Raw genomic sequence first — 14,195 nt, forward strand, 5'->3', positions numbered from 1 at the left:
AGGCTGGATGGGTCGCCGCTATCGCCAGCAGGCTGGCTCCCACAAGGGATGGCTGTTGAACGCAGAGTCTGCGGTCACTGCAGAACCCTGTGGGAGCCAGCCTGCTGGCGATGGGCTCGCCCCAAAGCGCCAACCGATCAAAGCAACAACCCGACCTGCGTACGCTTGGGCAGCTTGCCCACCACCAACTGGTGCGAGCGCTGCAGCAACCCTTGCAGTTCCTCGGCGCCCAGCGGGTAGGGCGGGTGCATGATGATCCACTGCGCCCGCGCCAGGTACGGCGCCGGGCCGATGCCCGGGCGGTCGCAGTGGCCGAGGAACAGATCCTTGTCGACCTTGAAAGCGAGCGACTCACCGCGCAGCCCCTGCAAGGCGAACATCTTGTTGCCGGCCACCGAAAACACCCGCACGCCACCCCATTTGTAATCCTCCCGCACACCGGGCAACGTCAGGCAGAACGCGGCGACGTCCGTTTCGCTCATCTTTCCTTGTTTCATAACAGGCGCTCTCCGCAGGCATTGAACGATTCGACCAGGTGGTCGATCCACGCGCGCACCGCCGGCATCACCCCGCGCCGGTGCGGATACACCGCTTGCAGCCAGCCGCCGGGCAATGACCAGCCCGGCAGCAACTGCACCAGCGTGCCGTTGTTCAGCTCCGCTTCGCAATACATCATCGGCAGCAGGGTGAAGCCTTGCCCGGCCAGCACGCAAGCCTTGCGCACGATGAAGTCGTCGATGCCGAGGCGGGCCTCCAGCGCCAGGTCGCAGCTCTTGCCGTGTTCGTCGAGCAGGCGCACATGCACCATCCGGTCAGGTTCCAGGGCGCCGAGCACCGGCAGGTTTCTCAGGTCCTGGGGATGCCGGATCTCGACGCCCTCTATAAAGGAAGGGCTCGCCACCACGACCATCTGCGCCTGACGCAAACGGCGGGTGACCAGCATCGGGTCTTCGTCGCCGTGCTCGCGCACGCGCAGGGCGATGTCGACGCCTTCGGTGATCAGGTCGACCCGGCGGTTGAGCAGGATCACTTCCAGCTGCACTTGGGGGAACTTGCCCAGGAAATCGCTGATGACCATCGGCAGCATTTCATGGGCCAGCCCCGTCGGGCAGGACACCCGCAACCGGCCCCGGGGCTCGCTGGACATGCTGGCGACGGCTTCGTCCGCCATTTCCGCCTCCAGCAGCATGGCCTGACAGTGGCGCAGGTAGCGTTCGCCGACGGCGGTGAGCTTCAGTTGGCGGGTGGTGCGCTGCAGCAGCCGGGCGCCGAGGCGCTCTTCCAGCTCGGCGATCCGCCGCGACAGGCGCGACTTGGGAATGCCGAGCAGGCGGCCGGCGGCGGCGAATCCGCCGGCCTCGACCACCTTGGCGAAATAGTAGAGATCGTTGAGGTCTTGCATGGTGAAATCCGACTGTTCTATCAGTGGGACAAACTATCGCATTGTTACCGTCTAATCATCTATTGGTTTCGTCTGTAGGATTGTCTCCATTCCGTCGCCATCGGCGATTCTTTCCAGGAGATTCCACATGAAACTGCTGCACATCGATTCGAGCATTCTGGGCGACAACTCTGCATCCCGTCAGCTGAGCAAGGAAGTCGTGCAAGCCTGGCAAGCCGCCGAGCCAAGCGCCGTGGTGACCTACCGCGACTTGGCCGCCGACGCCATCAGCCACTTCTCGTCGACCACCCTGGTGGCCGCCGGCACCACCGCCGAACTGCGTGACGCCGCCCAGCAGCACGAAGCCGAACTCAGCGCCACCACCCTGGCCGAATTCAAAGCCGCAGACGCCATCGTGATCGCTGCGCCGATGTACAACTTCACCATTCCGACCCAGCTCAAGGCGTGGATCGACCGCGTCGCCGTGGCCGGCCAGACCTTCCGCTACACCGAAGCCGGTCCCGAAGGCCTGTGCGGCGGCAAGAAAGTGGTGATCGTGTCCACCGCCGGCGGTCTGCACGCCGGCCAGGCCAGCGGCATCGCCCACGAAGAGTACCTGAAGCTGGTGCTGGGCTTCCTCGGCATCACCGACATCGAAATCGTCCGTGCCGAAGGCCTGGCCTACGGTGAGGAAGTGCGCAACAACGCCATGAACGCCGCTCACACGCAGATCAGCGAGCAACTGTTCGCCGCCGCGTAAGGCTTGCGTAAAGAACAGCGTCTGTTCAGGTAAACCTCAAAAAACTCTGTATTCTGGTTCTGCAAGGGCCGAATACGGAGTTTTTTGTTTCTGACTGTTACATAATCTGGCCCGGGTTATGCAGTCAAACGTTCGACGTCTGAGTGCAGCGACGCGCAGGAACGCCAAAACCACGGTGTTTCGCGCATCGGACCGCAACGGATCTTTCGATTGAGTAACACAGGGTGGGGCATCCCATGATGCGTCTTTGTGCAACGTTACTGATTTGCCTGCTCGGCAGCCTGAACTCAGTGCACGCGGCGCCTGGGCAGCATCCTCGCTGGAGCGTCGGCTTCCACGAGATGACCTTCCTCGACCCCCTGGATCTGCAGCCGATGCGCGCCATCGCGTTCTACCCGTCCAGCGACCGAGAGCACACCAGCAAGCTTGAGGGCTACACGGTCGAGGCCGGCGAAGACGTCAAGGTCGCCATCGGCCGCTTCCCGATGCTGATGCTGTCCCACGGCAACACCGGCACGCCGCTGGCGCTGCATGACCTCGCCACGTCGCTGGCGCGCAAGGGGTTCGTGGTGGTGGCGGTGATCCACCCCGGCGACAACTCCAAGGACCACAGCCGCCTCGGTACCTTGAGCAACCTGTACGGCCGGCCGATCCAGATTTCCGAAGCCATCTCCGCCACCCTCGGCGACCGCATGCTCGCGCCGTTCGTCAACGCCGAGCAGGTCGGGGTGATCGGCTATTCGGCCGGCGGCGAGACGGCGCTGATCCTTTCGGGCGCCACGCCGGACCTGGATCGCCTGCGCCGCTATTGCCAGGAGCGCCCGGACGACCGCGACGCCTGCAACACCCAGGGCGAGCTGATCGTCGACCGCGACGACCTCCAGCCGGTGGCGGATCCACGGGTGCATGCCTTGCTGCTGATGGCGCCGCTGAGCCTCAAGTTCGGCCGCCAGACGCTGGCCGACGTGCATGTGCCGGTGCTGATGTACAGCGGCGACGGCGACAAACTGGTGGCCTTCGACAAGAACGCCGCCGCCCTGGCGCGCAAGCTGCCGACCGCGCCGGACTTCAAGCTGCTGGCCGGGGCCGGGCACTTCGTGTTCATGGCGCCGTGCAACGAAGAGCAGATCGTCGCCATGCCCGCCCTGTGCACCGACGCCGACGGTGTGGACCGCGAAGACATCCACCGCAACCTGATCTCCGAGGCCGGGCGGTTCTTCTCCCGGGTGCTGGGCCGGCCCAGCCGGGCGGGGATGCAGACCGCAGACCAATGAACCCCCGATATCCACTGTGGGAGACCGCAGACCAATGAAACCCCGATGTCCCCTGTGGGAGCCAGCCTGCTGGCGATAGCCATCTGTCATTCAACGCCTGGTTGACCGTTTCGCCAGCAGGCTGGCTCCCACAAGGGCAAGATCAGGCCGCACGTCGTTTGAGCATCAGCGTCAACCCCAGTCCGCCCACCGACAGCACCGCCGCGCAGAAGAAAATCCACGAATACCCCAGGTTCAGCGCCACCGCGCCCATCAATGGCCCGGCGATCGCCAGCGCCAGGTCGAAAAACACCGCATACGCGCCCAGGCCCGCGCCGCGGCTGGAGCCTGGCACTTGTTTGATGGCCTCGACGCCGAGCGCCGGGTACACCAGCGACAGGCCGAGCCCGGTCAGCCCTGCACCGATCAGCGCCGTGAGCGTGGAAGGCGCCAGCCACAGCAGCACCAGGCCCAGGGTCTCGATGATCATGCAGGCAATGGCCGAGGTAAAACCGCCGAAACGGTTGATGGCCGAGATGAACACCAGACGCGACAGAATGAAGCAGACGCCGAACACCGTCAGGCAGTAGGCCGCGCCCGTCCAGCCACGGTTGAGGTAATACAGCGTGATGAACGTGGTCAGCGTGCCGTAGCCGATGGACGCCAGGCACAGGCTGGCGCCGTAGGGGGCGATCCGGCCGAACACGGCCCGGAACGGCAGGCGTTCGCCGCGCACCACCGGCACCGACGGCTTGTTGCGGATCAGCAGCAGCGCCCCCGCCGCCAGCGCCGACAGGGCGATGCCGAGGCTGGCGAAGCCGTAATCGGCCACCATCACCACCCCCAGCGGCGCGCCGATGGCGATGGCGCCGTAGGAGGCGATGCCGTTCCAGGAGATCGAACGGGCCGTGTGCTCGGCGCCGACCTGGCCCATGCACCAACTGATGGTGCCCACGCCGATCAGCCCTTGGGCGATGCCGAGCAGCAGGCGGGCGGTGATCAGGATCACCAGGCTCAGCAGCGGAACGCTCTGCAGCAACGTGGAGACCAAGGTCAGCGCGCCGCTCAGGACAATCCCCGACAAGCCGTACACGATCGCCCGCTTGGTGCCGACGCTGTCCGACATGCGCCCGGCCATCGGCCGGCTGAGCAGGGTGGCCAGGTACTGCGAGCCGATGGTCAGCCCCGCGATCACCGCGCTGAAGCCGAGCTGCTCGTGGACGTAGCCCGGCAACACCGCAATCGGCAGGCCGATGCAGAGGAAGGCGATGAAGGTGTAGAAGACGATGGAAACGATCTGCAGGGTGATCGACAGGGAGCTTTGCGACGGCGGTTGCTGCGCAGACATGGGGACTCGTTCGCGGGCGGCGGTGGGAGATACGGCATCATGGCTTTTGTGCGGGGTAAAAGGAAGCAGGCTAACGATATGACTGACCGAAAGAGGTCGACAGTGCGGGCCTCATCGCTGGCAAGCCAGCTCCCACAGGTTTTTGGGGTGTACCGGGATCTGCGGACGACCGGGATCCACTGTAGGAGCCAGCCTGCTGGCGATGGCGGCAGTCCAAGTTCCATAGATGTTGGCAGTGCGGGCCTCATCGCTTGCAGGCAAGCTCCTACAGGTATTTGGGTTTACCGGGAACTTGTGGGCGACCGGAATCCCTGTGGGAGCTGGCTTGCCAGCGATGGCGGCAGTCCAAGTTCCATAGATGTTGGCGGTGCGCGCCTCATCGCTTGCAGGCAAGCTCCTACAGGTATTTGGGTTTACCGGGAACTTGTGGGCGACCGGAATCCCTGTGGGAGCTGGCTTGCCAGCGATGGCGGCAGTCCAAGTTCCATAGATGTTGGCGGTGCGCGCCTCATCGCTTGCAGGCAAGCTCCTACAGGTATTTGGGTTTACCGGGAACTTGTGGGCGACCGGAATCCCTGTGGGAGCTGGCTTGCCAGCGATGGCGGCAGTCCGGGCAGCGCAGGGCATGATCCAGACAACTGCCCCCCTGAGGAAAATCCCAAGGCCGCAGAATGCAAAAAGCCCTGTCACCAGGACAGGGCTTATCACATGCAGCTTGCGGCTTGAGGCTGACAGCAGCCCTTAGAACACCACACCCTGGCTACGCAGGTAATCATCGTAGGTGCCGCTGAAGTCGGTCACGCCGTTCGGGCTCAGTTCGATGATGCGGGTGGCCAGGGACGACACGAACTCACGGTCGTGGCTGACGAAGATCAGCGTGCCCGGGTAGTTCTCCAGCGCCAGGTTGAGCGCCTCGATCGATTCCATGTCCAGGTGGTTGGTCGGTTCGTCCATCACCAGCACGTTCGGCTTCTGCAGGGTCAGCTTGCCGAACAGCATGCGGCCTTGCTCACCACCGGAAATGACCTTCACCGACTTGAGGATCTCGTCGTTGGAGAACAGCATCCGGCCCAGGGTGCCGCGGATCATCTGCTCGCCCTGGGTCCACTGGCCCATCCAGTCGAACAGGGTGACGTCGTCTTCGAAGTCGTGGGCATGGTCCTGGGCGTAGTAGCCCAGCTCCGCGCTTTCGGTCCACTTCACCGAACCTGCGTCCGGGGTCAGCTCGCCCATCAGGGTGCGCAGCAGGGTGGTCTTGCCGATGCCGTTCGGACCGATGATCGCCACGCGCTCGCCGGCTTCGACGGTGAAGCTGAAGTTCTTGAACAGGACCTTGTCGTCGAAGCCTTTGGACATGCGCTCGATGGTCACGGCCTGACGGTGCAGCTTCTTGTTCTGGTCGAAACGGATGAACGGGCTCACGCGGCTCGATGGCTTGACCTCGGCCAGTTGGATCTTGTCGATCTGCTTGGCGCGGGAGGTGGCCTGCTTGGCTTTCGAGGCGTTGGCCGAGAAGCGGCTGACGAACGTCTGCAGTTCGGCGATCTGGGCTTTCTTCTTGGCGTTGTCGGCCAGCAGCTGCTCGCGGGACTGGGTCGCCGCGGTCATGTACTCGTCGTAGTTGCCCGGGAACAGGCGCAGTTCGCCGTAGTCCAGGTCGGCCATGTGGGTGCAGACGCTGTTCAGGAAGTGCCGGTCGTGGGAAATGATGATCATGGTGCTGTTACGCGCCGTGAGAATGTTTTCCAGCCAGCGGATGGTGTTGATGTCCAGGTGGTTGGTCGGTTCGTCGAGCAGCAGCACTTCCGGATCGGAGAACAGCGCCTGGGCCAGCAGCACCCGCAGCTTCCAGCCCGGGGCGACTTCGGTCATCGGGCCGAAATGCTGCTCCAGCGGAATGCCCAGGCCCAGCAGCAGCTCGCCGGCGCGGGATTCGGCGGTGTAGCCGTCCATCTCGGCGAACTCGGTCTCCAGCTCGGCCACGGCCATGCCGTCTTCTTCGGTCATTTCCGGCAGCGAGTAGATGCGGTCGCGCTCGGCCTTGACCTTCCACAGCTCTTCGTGGCCCATGATCACGGTGTCGATCACGGTGAATTCTTCGTAGGCGAACTGATCCTGGCGCAGTTTGCCCAGGCGCACGTTCGGTTCGAGCATCACCTGGCCGGCGGACGGTTCGAGGTCGCTGCCGAGGATCTTCATGAAGGTCGACTTGCCGCAACCGTTGGCGCCGATCAGGCCATAGCGGTTGCCGTTGTTGAACTTGACCGAAACGTTTTCGAACAGCGGCTTGGCGCCGAACTGCATCGTGATGTTAGCTGTAGAAATCAAAGGTTTTTCCTGCGAGGCAATCTGAAAAGCGAGGAGGCGGCGGGTGCGCTGGGCCCGAGTCGAAGCACGCCGAAGCGGGGTGCGTCCCGTCATCAGCCCAGGGGCCTGTAAAGTTTGGCGGCGATTGTACTGGTCTGGCCGTGCGAGCGATAGGGCGATCACGCCTTGTTCGCGCGATCGGCGCCTTAGCGGGACAGTTTTTCACAGATGAAGGTTCACTATTGGTTACAAACTGTGGCTAAAATGCCATCCATTCACCCAATGCCCGGTGCGGCATGGGCTCAAGGATGCGCCATCGGGACGCTGTTTTGTTTTCAGACCACTGCCGCAGGCCGCTGGCCGACGCCTTCGGGGCGCGCAGTTTGTTCACTTCTGACGTGTGACGATTTCCGTGAAACTCATCATTGCCGCTGTATATGTCATTTCCATTGCATACGTGCACCTGCGCGGTCGCGTGCGCCACAAGCTCGGTCGTCAGTTGAGCGACCACTCCACGTTTCTGGCGCCGGTCAATTGCTTCCTTTATCTGTTCTCCAAGATGCCCAACAAGCCTTACCTCAATCCGGCGGACTTTCCGGACCTGAGCCCGTTGCAGGCCCACTGGGAAGAAATCCGCGAAGAAGGTCAGAACCTTCTGCGCGCCGGTGAGATCAAGCGCTCGAACCAATACGACGACGTCGGTTTCAACTCGTTCTTCAAGACCGGCTGGAAGCGCTTCTACCTGAAGTGGTACGGCGACAGCCACCCGTCGGCCATGAAACTGTGCCCGCGCACCACAGAGCTGGTGCAGAGCATCGGTTCTATCAAGGCGGCGATGTTCGCCGAACTGCCGCCGGGCTCCAAACTGGTGCGCCACCGCGACCCGTACGCCGGCTCGTACCGCTATCACCTGGGCCTGGAAACGCCGAACGACGCCGGCTGCTACATCAACGTCGACGGCGAGAACTACCACTGGCGCGACGGCGAAGCGGTGATGTTCGACGAGACCTACATCCACTACGCCGAAAACACCACCGACCAGAACCGCATCATCCTGTTCTGCGATATCGAGCGTCCGATGAAGTACCGTTGGGCGGCGGCGTTCAACAGCTGGTTCAGCCGCACCGTGATGTCGGCGGCCGGCGCGCCGAACGACGCGGGCGACCGCACCGGCGGGATCAACCGCCTGTTCACCAAGATCTACAAGGTGCGCCTGCGCGGCAAGGAACTGAAGAAGCGCAACCGTGCGCGCTACTACATGGAAAAGTGGGCGATCTTCGGCGGTCTGCTGGCGATCTTCATTCTGATCTGAGTTCGGTGGCGTTCTTGCGGACGCCATCGCGGGCAAGCCCGCTCCCACAGGTTCCGGGTCGTTCACTGATGTTGTGTTCGACACGAACCCGACACCACCCTCAACGGCAATCACGCCCTGTTACAGGTTGCCCGTCCCTCACGGGTTAACAAATCCGAACCCTCGGCGTAGCGTGGACTCGAACGCTTCAGTCCACGCGCCCCGAGGTCGATCATGAACCGTTATCTGTCAGGCATCGCCGCCCTGATCCTCAGTGGCGGCCTGGCGCAGGCCGACGTCACTGCGCCGCCTGCCATGCCGTTGCTGGCCCAAAGCCCGACCGGCAACAGCAACAACCCCTACAACAGCCCGATCCGCCGGGCCAATCCCAACAGCATGCAGGGCACCCAGCCCAGCGCGCCTGCCCTGCAAGGGCCGAACACCGTTCCGGTGCCGCGTCCGCCTACCCTTGAAAACCGTGGCATCGGCAATGGCCAGCCCCAGCGCTCGGTGCCGGCCACACCGCCCACGTTCATTCCCAATCCGCCGGTGCGGGACACCGGCAGCAACCGTTGATCGGCGGAGGCCGTTTCCGTCAGCCCTTCAAGCGAACAAAAGGAATCGTGCATGTTGCGTAAAACCCTGTTGGCCGGCCTGTGCGCCGGAGCATTGGCGAGTTTCACCCTGTCGGCGACCGCTGCGCCCGTGAAGGAACTGCAGAGCGAGCAGGGCACCCTGCAAGTCACCACCATCGCCCAAGGCCTCGAACACCCCTGGGCGCTGGCGTTCCTGCCGGACGGCCAAGGCATGCTGGTGACCGAGCGCCCCGGCCATCTGCGGCGGGTGAGCGCGGACGGCAAGACGTCTGCGCCGATCGGCGGCGTGCCCAGCGTGTGGGCCAAGGGGCAGGGCGGCCTGTTGGATGTGGCGCTGTCGCCGTCGTTCAAGGAGGACCGGCTTGTGTACCTGTCCTACGCCGAGGGTGGCGGCGCCGGCGACAAGGCGGGAACGGCGGTCGGTCGCGGGCGCCTCTCGGACGACATGCAGACGCTGAAAGACTTCCAGGTGATCTTCCGCCAGGAGCCCAAGCTGTCGGTCGGCAACCATTTCGGCTCGCGGCTGGTGTTCGACCGCGACGGCTTCCTATTCATCACCCTGGGCGAAAACAACGACCGGCCGACCGCCCAGGACCTGGACAAGCTGCAAGGCAAGATCGTGCGGCTGTACCCGGACGGCAAGGTGCCGGACGACAACCCCTTCGTCGGTCAGTCCGGCGTGCGGCCGGAGATCTGGTCCTACGGCCACCGAAACCCGCAGGGGGCGGCGCTCAACCCGTGGAGCGGCACGCTGTGGGAAAACGAGCACGGCCCGCGCGGGGGCGATGAGGTGAACATCATCGAGCGCGGCAAGAACTATGGCTGGCCGCTGGCGACCCACGGCATCAACTATTCGATGCAGCCCATCCCGGAAGCTAAAGGCAAGACCGCCGAGGGCACGGTCGGCCCCCATCATGTCTGGGAAAAGTCACCGGGCGTGACCGGCCTGGCGTTCTACGATGGCGACCGTTTCAAGACCTGGCAGCACAACGCGTTCATCGGCGCGCTGGTGGGCCAGGAGCTGATCCGCCTGCAGTTCGACGGCGACAGGGTAGTGCACGAAGAGCGTTTGCTGGGTGAGTTGAAACAGCGGATCCGCGATGTGCGCCAAGGGCCGGATGGCTACCTCTACGTGCTGACGGACGAGACGGACGGCTCGCTGTACAAGGTCGGCCTGAAATAGCCCCGTATCCTGTGGGAGCGGCGGTGCCGGCCATCGCCAGCAGGCTGGCTCCCACAGGATTTGCGCACGGCACAGATCCCCTGTGGGAGCGAGCCTGCTCGCGATGAGGGCGGTGCATCTGGCATCAGTGTGTCAGGCAGGCCGCTATCGCCAGCAGGCTGGCTCCTACAGGAATTTCGCACTGCACATGCCATCCGGCATTACTCCTGACAGGCAAACACCACCACCGCCGCCCGGAGCTTCCCCCGGCCGAAGCGGCTCATCTTCTCGAACTCGCCATGGCTGACCGGCACATGCTGGCAGTCCATGGGCTGGCGATGCAGGCTGTGGTCGACATCCGGGTCGTGCAGGTAGACGAACTCCTCGTCGCAGTCGGTGACGATCACCCAGTGCGGTGATTTGGAGCGGGTCAGGCGGTAGCTGCTGATCAGCACAAGGGGTTGCCCGCCAACCTCCAGCAAACGGGGCAGGTCCAGTGCCGAACCGACGGTCTGTTCGACATCGGTCTCACGCAATTGCGCGATGAACGCCTCGTGCACCAGGCGCATGACGTCCTTTTTATGCTCGCCACGCACGCCGTCGAGGAACAGCGGCCCGGCCATGCTCAATTGCAGGCGCACCCGAAAGCCCCGACGCCACGCCGCCAGCGCCAGCCCCTGCGGGCTGCAGCCGCCATGGCCGGACGTCATGAACACCGTGGTCGCCTCGCGCCAGAGCTGCACTTCTTCCTGGCGCTCCAGCGTCCGCCCGGGCTGCAACGTGCCCATGGCCATCAGCAAGCAGGCCGGGCCGCAGGTGAAATCGGTGGTTTGCCGGTAATAGGGGACGTTGACGCTGCGGGAATCGCGGTGCTGAAGGATGCGCTTCTCCAGGCGCAACGCGTCGGCATGGTCCTCGTAGTAATCGTGGATCAGCGCAAAGCGCCGATAGCCGTTGCGCTCGTACAGCGCGATGGCTGCGGGGTTGTCGGTGCGCACTTCCAGCCGCAGGTAGGCGCAATCATGCTCCAGCGCGCAGGCCTCGATGCGGTTCAGCAATTGCTTGCCCAACCCGGCGCCCCGTGCCGAGGCCGCGATGGCGATGGAATACAGCCGGGCCAGCGACGTGCCGCGATGAAACAGCACCAGCGCATACCCCGCCAATTGCCCAGCGTGAGTGGCCACCCACAGTTGCCCGTGGGCACGGGTGATCATCCACTGGAAACTGCGGGCGGTGAGCCGGTCCGTGGTGAAGCATTGCGTCTCCAGCGCCATCAGCGCCGGCAGGTCTTCGGTTGTCGCCAGACGAAAGACAGGGTTCATATGACCACCGTAAAAGTTGCGTAACGAAACGGGACTTTCGAAAAACTTCGTGCTTAATAGAAATGGTCTTGTTCTCCAACGGATCGATTTCTATGTCAGCGGTACAGGGTCATTGGCGCGAAGTATCCGGGCAAAGTTTGCCGGCGGCAACTTATTTAAATCCGGTCGTTGCAACTTCCAGCCGGGTGCTGATCATTGTCGAGCGCAAGGAAGATTGGGCCTCTTACTTCCCCAGCGAAGACATCGTCACCGCCCAGGAATACCTGGAGCAAACCCCCGGCAGCGAGCCGGGCAAGCGGGTGCAGGTGATCAACCTGTGCCGCAGCTACAAGTACCTGGGGCACGGTTATTACTGCTCGCTGCTGGCCGAGGCCCGTGGGCACAGGGTCATTCCTTCGGTGAAGACCATCAGCGAGCTGACGCGCAAGTCGCTCTACGGGTTGGCGCTGGAGGATCTGGACAAAACCCTGGAAAGAGCCCTCAGCCATCATCTCTACAGCGATACGGAAGGGTTTACGCTGACGCTGTACTTTGGTCGGACACATATTGAACCCTTACAGGATCTGGCCCGTCAGTTGTTTGAAGTGTTTCCGTGTCCGATCCTGTTAGTTGAATTCAAGCGAACTAACGGTTGGCACATCGAGGGCATCAAGTCGGGGTCGCTGCACAAGTTGCGTGACGACCAGGAAGACCAGTTCGCCAATGCCCTGGACGGTTTCAGCCGTAAAGTCTGGCGTCTCCCGCGCTCCCGTCAGGTGGCCCGTTACGACCTGGCGATCCTGCACGATCCCCAAGAGGCGCTGCCGCCGTCCAACGCCCGTGCGCTGGCCAACTTCGTGCGGGTCGGCAAAGGCATGGGCATCGACGTGGAGCTGATCGAGCGCAAGGACTACGCGCGATTGGCCGAGTACGACGGCCTGTTGATCCGCGAGACCACCAGCGTCGACAACCACACCTACCGCTTCGCCAAGAAGGCCGAGAGCGAAGGGCTGGTGGTGATGGACGACCCGGCGTCGATCCTGCGCTGCACCAACAAGGTGTACCTGACCGACCTGCTCGGCAGCCATCAGCTGGGCATGCCCGCCACGGAAATCCTCTACAAGGAGCGACCGGAAGACTTCGAACGGGTCGGCGAGCGCCTCGGCTTTCCGCTGGTGCTGAAGATCCCCGACGGCTGCTTCTCCCGTGGCGTGATCAAGGTCGAAAGCCAGCAGGCGCTGCTGGAGGCCACCGCCGAACTGTTCGAGCATTCGGTGCTGTTGCTCGCCCAGGAGTTCTTCTACACCGAATACGACTGGCGCATCGGCGTGCTCAACCGCAAGCCGATCTTTGCCTGCCAGTACTTCATGTCCAAGGGCCATTGGCAGATCTACAACCACAAGGCCAAGGGCCAGGACGTCAATGGCGAATGCCGCACGCTGCCGATCCACGAAGCGCCGAGGGCAGTGGTGGAGCTGGCGGTGAAGACGGCCAACCTGATCGGCGACGGGCTCTACGGCGTCGACCTCAAGCAGGCCGGCGACAAGGTGGTGGTCATCGAAGTCAACGACAACCCGAACCTGGACGCCGGCATCGAAGACGCCTATCTGCAGGACGATCTGTATTCGCTGGTGCTGGAGGAGTTCGTGCGGCGCCTGGAACTCAAGCGCCGCGGTCAGGCCTGGTGACGCGCCGATGATCAGCGGTTTTGCGCTCAGCCATGGATCGTTGCACCGGGTCGAACGGCTCGACGCCGACGTCATGCTGTTCAGCGACCCCGACGCCGCCGAACGGGATCTGCTGCACAGTCACTTCAAGCTCGACGCACATGCGTTGGCCTCGGCGCTGGACCCGGACGAGGTCTCGCGGATCGAGTTCCACCCGGACCATCTGTTCCTGATCTGGAAACGCCCCGAGAAGTACGCCGGCGGCGGCAGCCTGGCGTTCGAGGTGTCGTCCTGCGGCCTGCTGTTCTCACCGGGGCAATTGCTGGTGATCGCCACCGACGACACGCCGCTGCACGGCCTGGGCACGGGGCGGCCGCTGAACACGCCGCTGGACGTGTTGCTCGATCTGCTGTTCAACAACATCCATCACTACCTCGGGCATCTGAAGGTGATCAAACTGGTCGCCCGGGAGCTGCAACAGAAGTTCAACGCCTCGATGCAGAACCAGCACCTGATGCAGATGTTCAACCTCAGCGAAAGCCTGATCTATTACATCAACGCCCTGCACAGCAACGGCGCGGTGCTCACCCGGCTGCGCAACCACGCGGAAAAGCAGCACTTCGGCAGCGAAGCCCTCGGCCTGATCGACGACCTGATCATCGAAAACAACCAGTGCTACAAGCAGGCGGAAATCTATTCGACGGTGTTTTCCGGGCTGATCGATGCGCGGGGCAACCTGATGAACAACAGCACCAACGGCCTGCTGCGCAAGCTCACGCTGATCAACGTGGTGTTTCTGCCGCTCAACCTGATCGCGAGCATCGGCGGGATGTCCGAGTTCAGCATGATGACCGCCGGAACCCCGTGGTGGGTGTCGTACCCGCTGTTTCTCGGGGCGATGGTGCTGGCGGCGGGCGGGATGCTGCTGGGGCTCAGGCGGCTGGCCAGGTGACGGCATCCGCCATTGACTTGCCAGCCGGCCTCAGGCTACTTTCCAGCCCATGACCTGCACCGTACTGCTTCTTCAGCCGAGCATTATTATTACCGCCATTCCTCATCTGGCGGGCTAGCGCACGGCTGCAGCACCGAACCCGCCCTTGAGGCGGGTTTTTTCTTTCTGTCTCCGGGG

The 14,195-nt window shown here is 63.4% G+C and carries 12 protein-coding genes; 7 read left to right on the top strand and 5 right to left on the bottom strand.

The window, feature by feature from the left end:
* Positions 1-137: 137 nt before the first annotated feature.
* A complete protein-coding gene (locus CAG41_RS26505; protein WP_085586924.1) occupies positions 138-497 on the bottom strand; it encodes an MmcQ/YjbR family DNA-binding protein in 360 nt (119 codons plus the stop codon).
* A complete protein-coding gene (locus CAG41_RS26510; protein ID WP_085641201.1) occupies positions 494-1,402 on the bottom strand; it encodes a LysR substrate-binding domain-containing protein in 909 nt (302 codons plus the stop codon). Before CAG41_RS26510 ends, CAG41_RS26505 begins: the two co-directional genes overlap by 4 nt.
* A 127-nt stretch (positions 1,403-1,529) precedes the next feature.
* Between CAG41_RS26510 and CAG41_RS26515 the strand changes: the two genes are divergently transcribed.
* Both CAG41_RS26515 and CAG41_RS26520 read left to right on the top strand, forming a co-directional pair.
* A complete protein-coding gene (locus tag CAG41_RS26515) occupies positions 1,530-2,141 on the top strand; it encodes an FMN-dependent NADH-azoreductase (protein WP_085633810.1) in 612 nt (203 codons plus the stop codon).
* A 236-nt stretch (positions 2,142-2,377) separates the two neighbouring features.
* Positions 2,378-3,415: a dienelactone hydrolase gene (locus CAG41_RS26520; RefSeq protein ID WP_085586927.1), complete on the top strand. Its 1,038-nt coding sequence runs from the start codon at positions 2,378-2,380 to the stop codon at positions 3,413-3,415.
* A 142-nt stretch (positions 3,416-3,557) separates the two neighbouring features.
* On the opposite strand, the gene CAG41_RS26525 is transcribed toward CAG41_RS26520, so the two are convergent.
* Together CAG41_RS26525 and CAG41_RS26530 are read right to left on the bottom strand one after the other, a co-directional pair.
* Positions 3,558-4,742, bottom strand: a complete 1,185-nt coding sequence (locus CAG41_RS26525) for an MFS transporter (RefSeq protein ID WP_085641203.1) — start codon at positions 4,740-4,742, stop codon at positions 3,558-3,560.
* Between the two features lie 741 nt (positions 4,743-5,483).
* A complete protein-coding gene (locus tag CAG41_RS26530) occupies positions 5,484-7,070 on the bottom strand; it encodes an ABC-F family ATPase (RefSeq protein WP_085586929.1) in 1,587 nt (528 codons plus the stop codon).
* A 391-nt stretch (positions 7,071-7,461) separates the two neighbouring features.
* Here CAG41_RS26530 and lpxO point away from each other — a divergent pair, with 391 nt between their 5' ends.
* From lpxO to CAG41_RS26545, 3 genes are all read left to right on the top strand, one after another.
* Positions 7,462-8,361, top strand: a complete 900-nt coding sequence (lpxO, locus tag CAG41_RS26535) for a lipid A hydroxylase LpxO (RefSeq protein ID WP_085586930.1) — start codon at positions 7,462-7,464, stop codon at positions 8,359-8,361.
* A 213-nt stretch (positions 8,362-8,574) separates the two neighbouring features.
* Positions 8,575-8,916 (top strand): hypothetical protein, encoded by a 342-nt coding sequence (locus CAG41_RS26540; protein WP_085586931.1) that lies wholly within the window; start codon positions 8,575-8,577, stop codon positions 8,914-8,916.
* Positions 8,917-8,967: 51 nt separating this feature from the next.
* The gene (locus CAG41_RS26545) at positions 8,968-10,119 is read left to right on the top strand and encodes a PQQ-dependent sugar dehydrogenase (protein ID WP_085586932.1); all 1,152 of its coding nucleotides are present in this window, start codon (positions 8,968-8,970) and stop codon (positions 10,117-10,119) included.
* A 200-nt stretch (positions 10,120-10,319) separates the two neighbouring features.
* Here the strand turns inward: CAG41_RS26545 and CAG41_RS26550 are convergent, their stop codons facing one another.
* The gene (locus CAG41_RS26550) at positions 10,320-11,420 is read right to left on the bottom strand and encodes a GNAT family N-acetyltransferase/peptidase C39 family protein (RefSeq protein ID WP_085641205.1); all 1,101 of its coding nucleotides are present in this window, start codon (positions 11,418-11,420) and stop codon (positions 10,320-10,322) included.
* 92 nt (positions 11,421-11,512) lie between these two features.
* On the opposite strand from CAG41_RS26550, the gene CAG41_RS26555 reads away from it, so the two are divergent.
* Both CAG41_RS26555 and CAG41_RS26560 read left to right on the top strand, forming a co-directional pair.
* The gene (locus CAG41_RS26555) at positions 11,513-13,087 is read left to right on the top strand and encodes a RimK family protein (RefSeq protein WP_085633820.1); all 1,575 of its coding nucleotides are present in this window, start codon (positions 11,513-11,515) and stop codon (positions 13,085-13,087) included.
* A 7-nt stretch (positions 13,088-13,094) separates the two neighbouring features.
* Positions 13,095-14,018 (top strand): magnesium transporter CorA family protein, encoded by a 924-nt coding sequence (locus CAG41_RS26560; RefSeq protein ID WP_085633822.1) that lies wholly within the window; start codon positions 13,095-13,097, stop codon positions 14,016-14,018.
* The last annotated feature ends 177 nt before the right edge of the window (positions 14,019-14,195 follow it).

Origin of the sequence: Pseudomonas sp. B35(2017) (genome assembly GCF_002113645.1) — a bacterium.
Classification (GTDB): Bacteria; Pseudomonadota; Gammaproteobacteria; order Pseudomonadales; family Pseudomonadaceae; genus Aquipseudomonas; species Aquipseudomonas ekonensis.